The sequence below is a fragment of the Oceanobacillus aidingensis genome, assembly GCF_042654105.1.
Taxonomy (GTDB): Bacteria; Bacillota; Bacilli; order Bacillales; family Amphibacillaceae; genus Oceanobacillus; species Oceanobacillus oncorhynchi.
Map to the genome: position 1 here is coordinate 109,126 of NZ_JBHSFT010000001.1, position 16,571 is coordinate 125,696.

Genomic DNA, 16,571 nt, shown 5'->3' on the forward strand with positions numbered 1-16,571 from the left:
AGATGCTATCTATCAGAGCAAGATATGTAGTTATTATACCACTTGAGAATACGTTTACATAATAAAGTAAGATAATCCTTGTTTCTCTGACCACACATTTTCTGAACGATGATAGAATATATAGATAAATAGGATTTTAGTTTTTTTATTTGTTGTAAGATGAAATACCAAATGAATTGCAATCAGAAATCGCCTTATGTGATGGAGGGAATAAAATGAGTATTCTATGTATCGGCCAAGCTGTTTATGATATAACTTTTCCTGTCGACACACCGATTGTTGAAAATCAAAAATACCGTATCCCGCAACGAATAGAATGTATGGGAGGACCAGCTGCAAACGCTGCTTATTTGTGCGCATTATGGGGAAGCAGAACGTCACTTATCACTCGTATTGGAAATGACTTATTTGGAAAGAAAATTCTAGAACAATTAGAAAGTGCCGGGGTCGATGCCACCTCTTTAAAAGTAGATGAACAACTAGCTACCAGCATCAGCTCCATTATAGTTAACCAAGAAAATGGACATCGGACCATCCTTAATACGCCTTTGCCTCCAGAAAATTATGAGCCTGCTTGGCCAGCCCATTCACCCGATGTGATTCTTATGGACGGATATGAAAAAGAATGCGCTCTTCAAGCATTTCAAAAATACCCAACAGCTATTACGTTAATGGATGCCGGGACGTTTAAACCGGAGCTTTTAGATATTATTAAAGCTGTTGATTATCTTGTCTGTTCGAAGGATTTCGCCTATCAATATTGTGGGATAGCGATTGATATGAATCATAAAGAGACCTGGCGGGACACTTTTTCAAAACTGGAGAAAATCAACCCAAATACTATCGTGGTAACGCTGGGGAGTGACGGAGCTATGTATAAAAAGGAAGATACAATCTATTACATTCCTGCATTTCGTGCAGACACGGTGGATACTACTGGAGCAGGGGATATATTCCACGGTGCTTTTGCTTATTGCTTAGAGAATCATTTTTCGCTAAAAGATACGGTACGGATTGCTTCGCTGGCAGCATCGATTTCTGTTGAAACCCTTGGCGGACAACTCTCCATTCCGAGTTTGGAAAGCGTGAGAAACAAAAGAGATGAGTTAGGTTTGGAGATGGATATCTAATCGCCTTCTATTGGATATTTTAAAAACGGTTAAGACAGGATATGAACTGCCTTAACCGTTTTTATTTCATGATGCATGCAGCTTCAACCAAGCTTGATGATGATTACTTGCTTAACGCTTTCCGGATCCTCGCTATCTTTCCTTGATCCATCCCTTCTTCAAATGACTGATTATACCTGACACCACTGCCAAAATGATATTCCTTCGCTTGAATCACTTCATGCAGAGTAGCTATATTCTCTGCATTCAGACCGCTTCCCGGCAAAATATTTGGTCCTTGCAATTTGCTCTGCAATTGAACCAGTTCAAGCAGCATATCCTTTCCGTCAGTACAATCCGCTGCACCGCCAGAAGTTAGGATTCGCTTAATATTTTTTCGATAAGGTACCAGTGTCCGGTAAGCTTCTATTTGATTGCGAGTATCATCAAAAGCACGATGAAACGTCACATCCAAATCAGGGAATTGGCTGCATAAATCATCTAAAAAGACAGTATCTATTGTTTTATGTTCTGTCAGCGCACCAATTACAATCCGCTTATACCCCATCTCATAGAGTAAAGAAATATCCTTTTTCATTGCCAATTTATCTTCTGCACGATACATAAATCCATAAGGATGCGGTCTAATCATTACTTGAACAGGTATTTCTACGCTGTTCATTACGTGGTGGACCGTTCCATAAGAAGGTGTCAGGCCGCCTAATTCAATCGCCGAAACCAGCTCTAATCTTGTGGCACCAAGCTCTTCAGCTTCTTTTGCATCTGCTGCATGTTGAACGATACATTCTATCATGTTAGAGGTCCTTTCTGTGTTTTGTTGTGGGTTTATGCCGGTCATTTAATGATTGCCTTATACCTTCTTCTATAATTCGATTTAAATAAGTATTTTGCTTTCACAAACAGCGTTAGCATCCGCTGTACTAACTTCATGCCGTATTCTCTATATATAATAAAAATGTTTCTTAGTTGTTTTTAAATGTAAACTGGAGTTATTTACTTCTTCAAATGGTTATCATCCATAAACGCATCAAAATCACTATAGCTGTCTTTCTCTATTCGTTGCTGATTATATTTCTGATATGCTTCTATCGCCGTTTGGTCAGCGACAGCCTTTGCCACCCTTCCAGCTCCCTGCAGGATTTCCCGCTCATCAAATTGCAAAAATGCATCCAATCTCTTTTTCCAATCCGCCATATACATTGGTTTCCTGCGCTCTGCTTGATCTTCTGCATAGTCTAAGTATCTTGTGACAATCCGATTTAACGATTTGATTTCTTTCTCTGTCAAATAATTCTTGGCCACTGTCACATCCTGTCTGCGAACCTTCTCTCCTTTCCAAGAAGTAAGCCCCATATTCTCCTTTTCTGCATTTGCTCTGCTTTTAATCAATTCAGCAGCAGTTTGACCATGAATAGCATAGTGAAGCTTATTTTGTACGGTTGCAAAAAATTCTTGTGTGATATCTGCGTTAGGAGTATAGTCAATTGAACTCGCATAAATATCTGTGATTTTTTGATAGAAACGTCTTTCGGAAGCACGGATATCACGGATTCTTTCAATCAGTTCATCAAAATAATCTTCGCCTAAATTCCGCATGTCTTTTAAACGTTCATCATCCATTGTAAATCCTTTAACAAGGTATTCATTCAAACGTTCTGTAGCCCACTGACGGAACTGGGTGCCCCGATGGGAGCGAACACGATAGCCGATGGCGATAATCATTTCGAGATTGTAATGCTTTGCTTTATAATTTTTACCGTCATTTGCAGTTGTCAAGTAAAACTTGACAACTGCATTTTCATCTAATTCTCCTTCTTCAAATATATTTTTTATGTGGAGACTTATATTTTGTTTTGTTGATTGATACAGCTCAGCAATTGCCTTTTGCGTCATCCAAACCGTTTCATTCTCTAATCTGACATCTATTTTTGTATTTCCTTCTTCGGTTTGGTAGATTAAAATATTGGATTCATCGTTATTCATTGTTTCTGCTCCTTTCGCTTCGAGAGTAGGAGAATCTATTATTTCTATACAGTTATACAAAATTCCAAGATAACCTAAGATGTATGAAACAGTCTTTTTTAATAGAGTATAAAGTACTTTGTTAGATCATTTATTAATATATCTACACGTTGATTTTTAAGTTCTCTCAATAACATATATATCTATTCAATTATAGCATCAGAGCTATAATTTTGTAGCAATATGGCCTCACCTTTACTTCAAAACCATTTTCACATTAACTTATTTTATCTAAGTATCGATATATTAATTTGGGGATGAATAAGGAATAACTTATCATAGAAAGGGTAAAGTTTGGCAGTTCTTCATATAAGTACGATTCAAAAATGTATCTTGCTTGTGATTTCACTAAAATCTACAAGGGATTTAACTGCTTGATCGTCCTTGCCAGTCTAATTTCAATCTTAAATGTAATGCGCTTCGTGAAATCACGTACATTTGATATTTAATAGAAATAGAGCGGATAAATCACAGCAGAGTTAAAATAGCTGTGCTCACTATTTTCACAAAACAGTGATGACACAGCTATTTTTTATCTTAACAATCCTATTTTCATCTCAAACCCAAAACATATTCACTCCCCAAGCCGCCGGTCAATCTCCCCAATAACCCCAGGCAGCTCACCAATAGTCCGAATCGTAAAATCAGCCCCGCGCTCTACAAAAGTCTTCTCTACCCGGGCAATCCATTCCTCCTGCTCCGCTTCAGATATCGCGTCAAATTCTTCTTCACTTAGCCCCATTTCTGAGCTGCCGACAACAACCGCAACAGCCCAAACACCAGCATTTAATGCCTCATCGATATCCGGAATCGTATCTCCCACTTTGACGACATGACCAGCTGCTGTTAATTTCAATGCTTCCATATTTCGGTAAATCATATATGGATATGGTCTTCCCATTCCGCTTGTCCCGTCTGCTGTCATATAAAAGTCTGGATGATATCCCTTTTTCTCTGCTTCTGGAGCAACAATATCCATCATTTTTTGCGTATAGCCGGAGGTAGAGCCGATTTTTAGGCCTTGACTTCTTAACTGTTCTATCGTTTCCAGCACCTCTGGTTTCGGATCTGTGTACATTGCTAATGTTTCTAGGAGAGCAGCTTCAAAACCAACATATAAGTTCTCTACATCTTGTTCGGTGAATTCCTGGCCGTACTTTTCATTCCATAATGCTGTAATTCTCGGCATAGATAACATCGTCCGAATATGATCAATCTTTGTTAATCCCATTGGTTCTCTTGCCTCTTCTATGGTAACTTCAATGCCCGCATTTTCAAAAACTGTTACAAATGCGTGTACCGGTGCAAAACAGCCAAAATCAATCGTTGTCCCTGCCCAATCAAATATAATGCCTTCTACTTTTTTCATTTTACCACTGCTCCCATATATTCTTGGATGACGCTGCATAATCTTTTTATATCTTCTTCGTAGACTTCTCCGATATTGCCGACCCGGAACGTATTTATTTCTGTCAGCTTGCCTGGATAAAGAACAAAGCCTCTTTCCTTCACATAATGATAAAAATCTGCAAATTCAAATGTATCATTTGGAAATAGAAATGTTGTAATAATTGGTGACTGTCTCTCCCCCGGGATATACGGTTGGAATCCAAGCTGTTCTAAACCTTCTCGCAGCAGCTGATTATTCCGCTGATAGCGCTGGAACCTGGCCGGTATTCCTCCCTCTGCCATTAATTCGTCGATGGCTTTAGAAAATGCTGCTACAACATGGGTTGGCGAGGTATAACGCCATTTTCCGTCCTTATTCATTTCCTTCCATTGATCATATAAATCTAAGGATAGACTATTTGCATTCCCTTCACAGGCCTGTAATTTATCCAATTTCGCAATAACAAATCCAAATCCAGGCACGCCCTGAATACATTTATTTGCGCTGCTGATCAAAAAATCTATTCCTAACGCCGGAATATCCATCTCAATACCTCCGAAACTGCTCATCGCATCAACAATCAGTGTTTTCTGATAAGCTTTAGCAAGTCTGGAGACCCTTTCCAATGGATTCAATATGCCGGTTGTTGTTTCACAATGCACCATCACCACGTGTGTAATCGCAGCATCATTCTCTAAAATGTACTTTAACTCCAATTCATCGGGGTAGGCATTGTAAGCAACATCGTAATGCTTATAATGTAAACCGATATAATCCGCCATTTTTACAATTCTTTCTCCATACGTACCATTCGTGATAATCAATGCTTTATCCTTCTTATTCATGGCTGTGGTCATCACCGATTCCACAGTAAATGTTCCGCTTCCCTGCATCAATACCGTTGTATAATTCTCTGGGGAAGCCTTCGCAAGCTGAAGCAGCTGCATACGGATTTTCTGAGTGATATCCTTGTAGTCCTGGTCCCATGTGCAGCGGTCAAAGAGCATCTCCTCTTTCACCGTATTTGTGGTTGTTAATGGACCCGGTGTTAATAATTTATATTGTTCCAAAATACATCGCTCCTTGTTTACAGATTAGGAAGGCTTTAACTTTGTAATCCCTTTGTGATTTTCTTAATAACTTCATTCAATTCCCTACTTGGCAGAGTTAAAGAATGCTTGATGCTGCTCCAATAGTTCTACATTTAATGGCTGGTCAAATGTTTTAGGATGCGCCGGTTCATGCGTTTCATCAATTGTTTCTCCTTTATAAAGTGCTACCGGATAATAAGTTAACAGCTCTTCTCTTGCATCTGTTGAAATGACCTCTGCCATTTCCATTGCTTTTTGTGATTTTTCGTCATCCTCCTTGTTTACAACTGCTGCTGCTTCTGTCAGTGAAAAGTTCCCTTCTGCCGGATCAACAAAATCAATTGGTGCTCCAGATTCCTTCGCTGCAACTGCCTGATGTCTCAGTCCGAACCCGGCAGCAACTTCCCCTGCCTGTACTTTGCTGATTGGACCTGAACCAGAGCTTTCCAGATGTGGTCCTACATTTGCGATTAAATCTTGGAGAATTGCTTTCCCCTCTTCTTCTCCATATTCACTGATTACCGCCTGTACCATCAGCCATGCTGTGGAAGAGTCTTCAATGTTCGGAATCGATACAAGACCTTCATATTCAGGCTTTGCTAAATCGGCAATACTTTCTGGAGCCTCCAAACCATGCTGTTTGAGTACTTCCGTGTTTACAAAAATAGCACCTGTATTTCCTAAAACCGGCGTATAATAAGACGGGTGCTCTTCTAATGCCTCTGCTTCAAAGGTTAAGTCCGCAAACATCTCATTCTGTTCCTGGGCACTGTCCAGGAAATAAGAGCTCATGGTAACCACATCTGCTTCTATTTGATCTCCTTCTGCCAGCAGCTTACCTCCCAGTTCAGATGTACCTTGCGACTGCAAAATATATTCTCCTTCATAGCCTGCAGCGTCCAATGCTGTTTCCATTGCTGCGGTTGCTTCCTCATCTGCATTGGTATAAATCACAACATCGTCACTTCCTTGCGCCCCGCATCCCGCTAAGGTAAACGCTAAAGCCATTCCTGCTCCGATGATCGATTTTTTCATGGTGTTCAACATGTTTTCCCCTCACTTCTTATAAATTTCTACTTTTTTTTGAAGAACTTCACATACCGATCTAACTAATAAATTGGTTAAGAATATAAGCACCGATAAAACGAATATTTCATTGAACTGGGCAAAATGCTGCAGTTCATTAATTTTACTTGCGACAACCGTTGTCTGAGCGGATACCAGAAAGATAACACCGCTGATTGTAACCATTGCATTCATAAAATAGTAGCTGAACATCTCTAAAACGGTAGATATGGAGTTTGGCAGAATAACGCGATATACCGTTTTGACCCAGCTGTCCCCCAATAATTCTCCGGAGGTCTCCCAGCCAGGATTCATTTTTGTTAAGGCATTTTTCGCCATTAAATAGGGTGTTGTAAAGTAATGCATGATATTACATAAAACAATGATAAGAAAGGTTCCTTTTAAACTGCTCTCATTAAAAAGCAGCAAATAGGATAATCCAAGAACCATACCAGGCACTGTATTGGTAACCATCGAAAAGACATCGACCGTTTGCTTCCCTTTTAATTTGGTACGCGCATTAAGGAGCGCCGACCCATATGCGATAACCGTTCCCAACACTGCTGTTAAAACTGCAACAATCAGTGAATTTCTATAGACTGAGATAAGATCATTGGACTGGAAAACACCAGTGATATGATCCCATGTAAAGCTTAAATCGTAAGGGAATGCCGTCACAAACGGTGCAATAAACATGACTGCAAATATAGAAAGCATCGCCAGCAAAATAATCGCGGAAATAACGCCATAAAAGCTGTCTCTAAATTTGCTTGGCGTTAATTCTGTTTCACTGAACTTATCATAATGAAAATTAAATCTCTCCAGATAGTTCAGCAGAAAAATTCCGATGACAGCCGGAAATAACATCAGGACAGCAATCACAGCACCTTCACTAAAGTCAGGAATTGATCCAAGCATCGCTTGATAAAGCTGTGTGGCAACAACATCGTAGGTACCGCCTAACGATGCCGGGATGCCAAAGTCTGTGAAACTGAGAATAAACGATAAAACAAACGCTCCTCCCAGGGCTCCTAGCAAAGGACGGGTAACGGTGTTCCAAAAGCTTCTCAAGGTTCTGTCGCCCATTAGCTTCGACACAATGATAAACTTTTTATCGATATACTTAAACGAGTTATGAATCAATAGAAAAGCCGCCGGCAATGTATAGATGACATATCCAATCAGCAATCCATTGAAGCCATAGATTTCAAATAGATTTCTGCCAAAAAGCTTTGTCAGTAACCCCTGATTCCCAAAGGTGTACATAATAGCAAACCCGTAAGTAATCGTAGGAATCAGCATGGGAATAAGAATACCGATTTTGACAGCACCCTTTAAAGGCTGATAGATTTTTGTACAATTCACTGCATATGCTAAAGCAAATGCCAGCGTCGTTGTGATAATCGCTGTAACACCGGAAACCTTGAAACTATTTCCTATTGCATGGATTAAGGCGTCATTGCTCAAAGATGCTATATAATTTGAAAGCCCTATCCCTCCATCTTCCGTCATAAACGAACGAAGAAATAAAACAATCAATGGAATGAACAGAAAAGCAAAAAAGAGTAATAGGATGATGATAAAGATAATCCGTATTTCTGGTTTTGCATTACGCATACTTTTCACCAAACAGATGAAAGATATTTTGCCGTTTAATTTGAAGCTGTCTCAAGATAAACTCCTTTACAAAATCATTTTTCGGCTGGTTAATAATTTCAAATGGTGTTCCAAACTGTGAGATATTTCCCTGATTTATAATCAAAATCTTATCGGAGATTGTTAAAGCTTCCTCCGGGTCATGCGTCACAATAATTGTTGTCAGATTAAATTCCTTGGCAATCGACTTAATCCTTTCTTTAATCGATTCCTTAATCACACCATCTAACGCACTTAACGGCTCATCCAAAAGTAACAGCTTCGGCTTCGTTACAATCGTTCTTGCCAAGGCAACCCGCTGCTTCTGTCCTCCTGACAGCTCGCCAATTCTCTTTTTCAAATGCGGCTTCAGCTCTAAGAAATCAATATATTCCCTGACCTCCTCTGCTGATGCACCCTCTTTTTTATTGCGTAATCCATATACAATATTTTCATAAGCATTTAAATGTGGAAATAACGCATAATCTTGAAAGACAATATTAAAACCGCGATTTTTCATAGCTACATGACTTACATCCTCGTTATTAAAAATAACTTTTCCCTGATCAATCTTGGTTAACCCCAAGATAATATTTAATAAAGTTGTCTTTCCGCTTCCACTCGGTCCAAGCAGCGATACAATTTCACCGCTATTAATTGTAAGGTCGATATTTTCTAATACAACTTTCTGGTCGAATTGTTTGCTGATATTTTGTAATTCTAACAACATGACCACCTCCTCTGAGTTACCCCCAGCATATAAAATAAGTATTAAGATAAATCAGTTATTTTATTAAGAATCTGTAAATTATATATAAATTAAGCATAATTTGTGCATAAATAATAACTATATATTTTTATACTTATGCATGTTTCATTCAATTTTTTGTAAAAACCGATTGATTATCCTGCAAATTATCCGTAAACTAGCTTTAAAGAATAGACTAATAACAACGTTACATGAGGAGGATAAAATGCTTCCAGTTGAGAGACAAAAGAAAATAATTGATTTGTTAACAGTTAAAAAAGTACTGAAAATGCCTGAGCTTCGGGAAGAAATGGGAATTTCTATTGATACATTGCGAAGAGATATCAGTGCGCTTGCCGAACAGGGAAAAATCAAAAAAATATACGGCGGCGTCAAATTGGCAGAACCAAAGTTTGGTGAAGTTTCTATGGAAGAACGCATGATCAGACATCTAGAGGAAAAGACAGCAATTGCAAAAACATGCGATGAACATATCGAGGATGGAGACTGTATTTATTTGGACAGCGGTTCGACGACGTATCAAATTGCAAGGTATATTAAAGAGAAACGAAACCTGACTGTCATTACAAACTCTGTCCCTGTCATACTTGAATTAATGAACAGCAATGTCGAGCTCATCGTTATTGGGGGAAAGGTCAGAAAGAATGAACGCTCTGTTGTCACCTATGATTATTTATTTAACTTTCATCAGTTAAACATACAGAAAGCATTCATCTGTGCAAGCGGCATTACCATGGAAAAAGGAATTTCAGATTACAACGTGGAAGAAGCACTTGCCCGTAAAAAGATTATTGATATTTCTCATGAAGTCTATGTTGCCGCGGACAGTTCAAAATTTGGAAGGAATGTAACCGTAAATATTGCCGGACTGGATGAGATTGATTATGTTGTGACGGATCAGAAAGCGAGAGAAGAGGTGATAAGGGGATTTGACGAGGTTAAGACAGAGTTGATTATTTCTAAGGAATAACTAAAAGCACCTATCAGCATGAAACGTCCAAATGCAATTTGATAGGTGCTTTTCCCCTGACTACTATTCTAATTCTCCAATCTCAGCTATACAAGAATCCAGCACATCCCTATCCAGACTCTCCCAATCAAATTGCTCCATCAGCGTTTTTTCAGAACTTCCCTTAACAGCATCCTCTATTAACATAACATCATCATCCCCTATAGAAAATCTGGCGACGATATTTGTTTCTGTAAATAGCGTTTCCTCCTGTTGTCCCCATTCCTCCTCCAGCAGAGAAACATCCAGAACTTGAAAAGGAAATGCTTCAAAAAGCATATCTATATCGTCCCTCTGTAGACATGCATTTAATAAATCCGTTTTCATTTTATTATTCTGATTCAGCGGCTGCATATTCTCCCCCTCATCATTCCGCTGCTCTGCTATAGACGACGTCATATTCTTAAGTGAAAGGATTCCGTTTTTCTCTGTCAAAACCATATAAAAACTGCTCGCTACTAAAATAAAGCTAATGAATAATAAACTTGCTGTGCCAGGTGTAATTGCCTCTTTTTTTACAAAAAATAACCTGCTGACTACGACTGATAAATAGATGATGAATGCCATTAATCCTGCTGTAAGCAAAAGGATTGGCCAAATATCCATTCCTCTCTCCTTTCTCCTCGCAGAAGCATGAGGGGAGTACTTTTATAATTCGCATCGATTAACCTGATACAATTATACTATATTACAGGTTAATTATTTCATTATTTTCATAAATAAAGCCTTTATAACTATAAATAATTTCCCTAAAAAGGAATATAAACCTAGTAATGTATCTTTTTTTTTTGATGATTTCCATCAACTAAAAAATAATGACTCCTCCGCACAGAAACAGCAAGCGGAGAGTCATTATTTTTCATTCTAATCGCTCATTCTATTTCATTCCTCTGGAGTCAACCTCAGCTCCAGTCCCGAAGTTTCATCCAGCCTCGTCTCATGATAATTTCCTTCCACCCAGTCACTCATTTGATCCTGATACCATTCACTCTTAAAATGACCATCCTGACCTGGACCGACAATATGATATCCGGCATGCATATCGTTCGTATCTATTACAAACCGCCAGGAAGCACCGTGGTCGACCTCGCCTGTTTCGGAATGATAGCTGGCAGCCATAGGCGTCATGCCGCTTCCTCCAACAGGTAAAGCATCCTCACGATTAAAGAAAAACGCTAAAAATGGGCTGATGCCTGATAATGGATGGTTAAATTGCACTTGATGATAATCGCCCCATGCCCAGGCAGACATATCTTCTCCATGTTCTTCTGTCAGTTTTTCTACAGTTGTTTTCAGAGAATTTGCCAACACCTCTTCCAATCCGCCATTTTCTTCTATCCAAATGGAATCCTCTCCATGAAAAGCTGTGCGCAATAGATTTTCCGTTGCTTGGGATTGTATGGAAAATAAACCTCGCATGGTGCTTGGTATTTCTTGACGGTAGATACGATTTTGAATTTCCCGCATCCAACGTTCAAAGATAAGTGGCTGCGGTGCGTCCTTATCCATAACAAAATCCCAATTAACCAATAATTGTAACGCATCCTGCTCTTGCTCTGTTAATACTTCACCAGCTAGCACGTCTTGAAATAAAGGAACAAATTCCCGGGCTCTTAAATCGGTCTGGTCCATTTGCAAATTCTGCATTTCTTCTACGGTAAAATCATTCCCTGATTCCAGTACCTCCGCAATCCGCTCATAGCGATAAGGCTGTGCCCACACGTTACTGATATGATAAGGATAATCATCTGGAGCAACCTTATTATTAGCTGTTGCAATAAAACCCTTCTCCGGATTAACAACCGAAGGCAATTCATCGAATGGAATAAAGTCCTGCCACTCATTCTCCGCTTCCCAGCCATTCAGCGGCAGTAAAGCATCTTTCCCGTCTTCATAAATAGGAATTTTACCATTTGCTTTAAAGGCGATTGTGCCATCATTCGATGCAAACACAAAATTCTGTGCGGGAACAAGGAACTTCTCCAGCCCCTCTTCAAATTCCTTCCAATCGGCAGCACGATTCATTTCCATGATTGCTTCCAATTCGGTACTAGGATCCAACGCCGTCCATCTTAAAGAAAGCACTGTATCCGCTCCGGTATCTTCCGCAAATTCCGAAACAATTGGACCATGACGTGTTTTGGTGACTTCATAATCAATGGTTTCTGCGTCTTTTACTTTAATTGGTTCTTCAATCATTACTGCTTCTTCCCATTCATCCTCGTATAAAAATTCATTTGGGTTATCAGGGTTGCGCTTTTCAATATATAACTGCTGTACATCTGGTCCTGTATTGGTCACGCCCCAGGCTATCTGGTCATTATGACCAAGAATAATCCCCGGCACCCCGGCAAAAATAACACCGCCCACATTCAACCCGTCATGAGATTCTAAATGCATTTGCAGCCAAATTGACGGAGTAGCAAGCCCAAGGTGCGGGTCATCTGCTAATAGCGGCATACCAGATGCTGTTTTATCTCCGCTGACCACCCAATTATTACTGCCGTTAAAAGGATGAGGGATCACCGCATGCTCAAAGCTTGCTGCAATATCCAGTTCATCCTCTTGGATGATTGTCGGCCTGTTTTCCGGATAAGCGGGGAATAATTCATATGCCTTTTCCTTGTCATATTTATTCAACAAATAATAATTAAAAGCCTGCTGCTCCCAGTGTCCGCCAAGATCAAACGCCATAAATTTTCCAATCGTTAACGAATCCACCGGCGTCCATTCTTCCGGTTCAAAGTCCATTAATGTGAATTCAATCGGCAGGCTGTTACTTTCCTTCGCTTCTTCCATATACGCATTTACTCCATCGGCAAAGGCTTCCAGAACTTCTATTGACTCATCCGTATACACTTCATACGATTCCTCCGCTGCTCTTCTTAATCCCAGCGTTCGGAAATACTTATCCTGATTGACCGCATCCTCCCCAACGACTTCACTCAACGTCCCGGATGCCTGCCTTCGAGAGAGCTCCATTTGAAACATTCGCCGATCTGCCTGAATATAGCCCTGTGCAATATATAAATCACGGGCGTTATCTGCTTGAATATGCGGAACCCCGTCTTCATCGGTTATCACCGTGACTTCATTCTCAAGGATGGAAAGCTCCATCGTCCCCTCTGTGGTTGGCAGCGATTTGTTTATGTATCCGTTTACAAACAAAGCAACAGCAAGACCCAGGACAATAATAAATCCTAATATACCAATTGATATTTTCTTTTTACGGAATCTTTTTTTCTTAGATAATGTTTCGTAGGCTTTCTTTCTCTTTGCCAATTAATAAATCCCCCTTTGCAGCACATGGTTTAATATCTCTTTTAAAAAAATCATAGCATGGCGGATTAGGATGTCAAGACTGTTATATGGTCTTAGTTTTAGATTCATAAACACATTTTTTATAAGGCAATAGGAAAGTTGATTTCCTCTTTAACTGATTATTTAGAAAGTAGTCCGTTGCCTTTTACTTTTTCTCTTCTCTCCTTCAAAAGATCATAACACTATATATTATAAATTTATTTGAAGCAATCTAAGCAAAGTGATGAAGATTACCGATATTTAAGAAGAGTTTTAAACATCTAAAGATTTGATCATTTAGATATAAACACATTTGCCAAACAAATAGGTGAATACAATCACCTCCCTATTGGACCTGCTATTTCATCTTTTTAGGCCTTATCTGTCATGATTTTGCGGACAGGAGTGATATTAAAAGATTACTGAAGCACATTCAATAAAACAGAAAAAAGAGTGAAGTAGGGTGTGGAAAAATACTTCTTGAGTTTGAATTAGAGACTAATTCTTTTTCTTAGTTCCCAAAGCTATCGTTATTTAATAGAGGCACACCTTTACCTTAAGTCGATCTAAGTTCGATGAACCTTTGATGGTAAAACAGATGATTAGTCAGTCATGGCGCACAAAAACTGAATCGAATAATAATTTATATTATATTCTTCTCAATATTTTGAGAAGGGTACATAATCACACATATGTAGTACTATCACCAGTAAATATGTAAAAAAGCAGTTAAGAGTTAAATAAATCTCATTCAAATTAGCAGGTGAGATTTATTTAACTCTCATAGTATAATTAGTTTTACAACTCTCGAAAGTAGAGATAGTTTAAGTTAATACTCATATAACATTTATAGAATATTAGCAAGACCTCTATTTATAACAGTACAATTACGAATTAATAGTCTACTTTAAACATATATCGTCTAGTTGGTAAAGGATGATTTCTTACTTCAGCTAAAGCAACCGCATGTAAACGTAATACATAATTAATTACCATAGGTGCTAAATAGCCCTTTATGTCATCATCCAAATCAGATAAATCTAAACACGCTGCATCAATAGTTAATAGTTTATCTGTATACTTTTTCAAAAAAACTTCAGCTCTTTCTTCTAATGGTCTAGTTTCATCTAAACCTTTTAATAATATAAATGGAACATCTTTATCTACAATTTCAAATGGTCCATGGAAAAATTCACCCGCATGAATTGGATGTGAATGAATCCATTGCATTTCCATTAAAATACAGTCAGCAAACGTATATGCAATCCCGTAATTAGAACCACTTGCTATTGTATAAATAATATTTTCATCTTTGACTTTTTCAGCATACTCTTTTGCTTTCGCTCTATATTGTACATTAGCTTTATCAAACGCTTTTTCTAAACCTTCCAAGCTATTTATCAATTTATCATATTTCTGATTATTCTCCTTAATACTTAATAACTTTAATGTTAAACGATATAGTATGCCATAGTTCATGATTTCTGAATATTGCTCTTTACTTCCAGCAGGTGCCCAGCTGTAATTAATAGTATAATTAGAAGCTCTTTTTAACGGTGCGTCTTCAATATACATTAATGAAATTGTCAAAGCTCCTTTATCTTTGGCAAATTGAGCTGCATCCGTAGTTTCTGGTGTTTTTCCTTTATGTGAACATAAAATAACTAAGGACTTTTCATTCAATGTTCCAGGATTTAAGTGAATAAATTCGTTCGAATTATACACTTCTGCTGTAATTTTTTTTGCCTCACGATCAATTAAATATTTACTTGGCACCATTAATGCCCGTGAACCACCGCAAGCTACTAAAAACACTCTTTCTATTTCTCTTTGTTCGTAAGCCTTAAATACTGACTCTAATTGTTCTAACGTTCTTTCTTTATTTTCTATCATTAATAACACCTCTTATTATATTATATTATGTCTTATATTGTTATATAAAATGATAGGCTGCTTTCTATATAAAATGAAAACAACCTTACACACCTAAAAGAACATTCATATAAGTTTGTTTGAAAATAGATTCTATTATTATTTCTAAATATAGTTTAAAATACTAAAATTACATTTTATTAGAAAACTACAATAAAGAAATAAGTTTCAACTGATTAGATATTTGGCTAACTATCCCTGAATGAGTAGTGTCAAATATCCTACCTTGTCAGAGATTCAATCTTTTAAGTTAACATAGAGAATACTTCTAAGGAATTGCTTTTCAATAAATTATTTTATAAGTTTATAAAAGTCTATAATTGTACTATAAATCAATATCAATTTTAATTATTTCATCATTTCTTTGTACTGTAGGTAATTTGATTTTCACAATTTAACTACTTAACTTTTTTATTCTATTAATACTATCAAGTATACCTTTCTCAGGGTTCCAATTATATTTTGGTGAGATTAATTCTAAAGTCAAATAACCATCGTAATTTAATTCCTTTAAAATTTTTATATAATTATCTAAATTAAAAGTCCCCTCTCCCCAAGCTAAATGAGCAGTAGTTTTAGCATCTCCATCAACAAAATGTATATGTGATAAATCACTACCAAATTCTCTATAATCTTCCAATCGATCCCCTACAAACTCTAATAAAACTGTGTCAGCCATCACTTTTAAATTAGAAGAGTTTATTTCTTTATACATTTTTCTTAGTGTCTCCATATCAGTAATTATATTGGACCCAATTGTAGACATTTGTTCTAAAAGAAGCGTTACATCTTTTTTCACAGCTTCTTCTGTCAGTATACAAAGTGAGTCTGAAGCTCTTTTCCATGCTTCTTCAATTGATTCATTATAGAACCCATAACCAACAGAAACTAATAATTGCTTACATTCTAGCGTAGTTGTAACATCTATACATTTTTTAAAGTATTCTATACTTCTATTTCGTACAACATCATCTTTTGCTGAAAGATTAATAGGGTATATGCACTGTTCAGGCGTAAAACAAACTAATTCTAAATTTCTATCTTTAATATCCTTTTTGATTTTTTTTATGTCTTGATAAGTAGCATCATCAACATAGAGGTGCGGCACCCCTCCCCATAGTTCAATTGCTCCTAACTCTAATCTTAAAGTGGACTCTAAAAAATATTCAAATGAATACCTGTGATAATGCTGATTCATATTTGCTAACTTCAAAAAATCACCCACTTT

Annotated in this window: 13 protein-coding genes; 2 read left to right on the plus strand and 11 right to left on the minus strand. The window is 37.7% G+C overall.

Going from position 1 to position 16,571, the window contains the following annotated elements; translation table 11 throughout:
• The first annotated feature begins 215 nt into the window (after window positions 1–215).
• A complete protein-coding gene (locus tag ACFO3P_RS00495; RefSeq protein ID WP_379542032.1) occupies window positions 216–1,130 on the plus strand; it encodes a carbohydrate kinase family protein in 915 nt (304 codons plus the stop codon).
• 103 nt (window positions 1,131–1,233) lie between these two features.
• Here ACFO3P_RS00495 and ACFO3P_RS00500 read toward each other — a convergent pair whose 3' ends face one another.
• From ACFO3P_RS00500 to ACFO3P_RS00530, 7 genes are all read right to left on the minus strand, one after another.
• A complete protein-coding gene (locus tag ACFO3P_RS00500; RefSeq protein ID WP_379542033.1) occupies window positions 1,234–1,923 on the minus strand; it encodes a copper homeostasis protein CutC in 690 nt (229 codons plus the stop codon).
• A 200-nt stretch (window positions 1,924–2,123) separates the two neighbouring features.
• Complete coding sequence (locus ACFO3P_RS00505) at window positions 2,124–3,113, minus strand: virulence RhuM family protein (RefSeq protein WP_379542034.1); 990 nt, start codon at window positions 3,111–3,113, stop codon at window positions 2,124–2,126.
• Between the two features lie 613 nt (window positions 3,114–3,726).
• Window positions 3,727–4,521, minus strand: a complete 795-nt coding sequence (phnX, locus tag ACFO3P_RS00510) for a phosphonoacetaldehyde hydrolase (protein WP_379542035.1) — start codon at window positions 4,519–4,521, stop codon at window positions 3,727–3,729.
• A complete protein-coding gene (gene phnW, locus ACFO3P_RS00515; protein WP_379542036.1) occupies window positions 4,518–5,612 on the minus strand; it encodes a 2-aminoethylphosphonate--pyruvate transaminase in 1,095 nt (364 codons plus the stop codon). The genes phnX and phnW overlap by 4 nt, the downstream gene beginning before the upstream one ends.
• Window positions 5,613–5,696: 84 nt before the next feature.
• Entirely contained in the window at window positions 5,697–6,668 is a 972-nt protein-coding gene (locus ACFO3P_RS00520; protein ID WP_379542136.1) for an extracellular solute-binding protein, read from the minus strand.
• 21 nt (window positions 6,669–6,689) lie between these two features.
• Complete coding sequence (locus tag ACFO3P_RS00525; RefSeq protein ID WP_379542037.1) at window positions 6,690–8,315, minus strand: ABC transporter permease subunit; 1,626 nt, start codon at window positions 8,313–8,315, stop codon at window positions 6,690–6,692.
• On the minus strand, window positions 8,308–9,060 hold the full coding sequence (locus ACFO3P_RS00530) for an ABC transporter ATP-binding protein (RefSeq protein ID WP_379542038.1): 753 nt from the start codon (window positions 9,058–9,060) through the stop codon (window positions 8,308–8,310). Before ACFO3P_RS00530 ends, ACFO3P_RS00525 begins: the two co-directional genes overlap by 8 nt.
• A 247-nt stretch (window positions 9,061–9,307) precedes the next feature.
• On the opposite strand from ACFO3P_RS00530, the gene ACFO3P_RS00535 reads away from it, so the two are divergent.
• Window positions 9,308–10,072, plus strand: a complete 765-nt coding sequence (locus ACFO3P_RS00535) for a DeoR/GlpR family DNA-binding transcription regulator (RefSeq protein WP_379542039.1) — start codon at window positions 9,308–9,310, stop codon at window positions 10,070–10,072.
• Window positions 10,073–10,135: 63 nt separating this feature from the next.
• Here ACFO3P_RS00535 and ACFO3P_RS00540 read toward each other — a convergent pair whose 3' ends face one another.
• The 4 genes from ACFO3P_RS00540 to ACFO3P_RS00555 all read right to left on the minus strand — a co-directional run bounded on the left by ACFO3P_RS00540 (window position 10,136) and on the right by ACFO3P_RS00555 (window position 16,556).
• Complete coding sequence (locus tag ACFO3P_RS00540; protein WP_379542040.1) at window positions 10,136–10,717, minus strand: hypothetical protein; 582 nt, start codon at window positions 10,715–10,717, stop codon at window positions 10,136–10,138.
• A gap of 276 nt (window positions 10,718–10,993) precedes the next feature.
• Window positions 10,994–13,393 (minus strand): penicillin acylase family protein, encoded by a 2,400-nt coding sequence (locus tag ACFO3P_RS00545; RefSeq protein ID WP_379542041.1) that lies wholly within the window; start codon window positions 13,391–13,393, stop codon window positions 10,994–10,996.
• A gap of 912 nt (window positions 13,394–14,305) precedes the next feature.
• A complete protein-coding gene (locus ACFO3P_RS00550) occupies window positions 14,306–15,304 on the minus strand; it encodes an SIS domain-containing protein (RefSeq protein WP_379542042.1) in 999 nt (332 codons plus the stop codon).
• 433 nt (window positions 15,305–15,737) lie between these two features.
• Window positions 15,738–16,556: a sugar phosphate isomerase/epimerase family protein gene (locus ACFO3P_RS00555; protein WP_379542043.1), complete on the minus strand. Its 819-nt coding sequence runs from the start codon at window positions 16,554–16,556 to the stop codon at window positions 15,738–15,740.
• Window positions 16,557–16,571 lie beyond the last annotated feature (15 nt).

What these genes read in the sequence shown, in the direction of transcription:
- phnX (WP_379542035.1), bottom strand. Translation starts at nt 4,521, where the DNA reads ATGAAAAAAGTAGAAGGCATTATATTTGATTGGGCAGGGACAACGATT.
- ACFO3P_RS00550 (WP_379542042.1), bottom strand. Translation starts at nt 15,304, where the DNA reads ATGATAGAAAATAAAGAAAGAACGTTAGAACAATTAGAGTCAGTATTT.
- ACFO3P_RS00535 (WP_379542039.1), top strand. Translation starts at nt 9,308, where the DNA reads ATGCTTCCAGTTGAGAGACAAAAGAAAATAATTGATTTGTTAACAGTT.
- ACFO3P_RS00540 (WP_379542040.1), bottom strand. Translation starts at nt 10,717, where the DNA reads ATGGATATTTGGCCAATCCTTTTGCTTACAGCAGGATTAATGGCATTC.
- ACFO3P_RS00525 (WP_379542037.1), bottom strand. Translation starts at nt 8,315, where the DNA reads ATGCGTAATGCAAAACCAGAAATACGGATTATCTTTATCATCATCCTA.
- ACFO3P_RS00505 (WP_379542034.1), bottom strand. Translation starts at nt 3,113, where the DNA reads ATGAATAACGATGAATCCAATATTTTAATCTACCAAACCGAAGAAGGA.
- ACFO3P_RS00520 (WP_379542136.1), bottom strand. Translation starts at nt 6,668, where the DNA reads ATGAAAAAATCGATCATCGGAGCAGGAATGGCTTTAGCGTTTACCTTA.
- ACFO3P_RS00500 (WP_379542033.1), bottom strand. Translation starts at nt 1,923, where the DNA reads ATGATAGAATGTATCGTTCAACATGCAGCAGATGCAAAAGAAGCTGAA.
- ACFO3P_RS00495 (WP_379542032.1), top strand. Translation starts at nt 216, where the DNA reads ATGAGTATTCTATGTATCGGCCAAGCTGTTTATGATATAACTTTTCCT.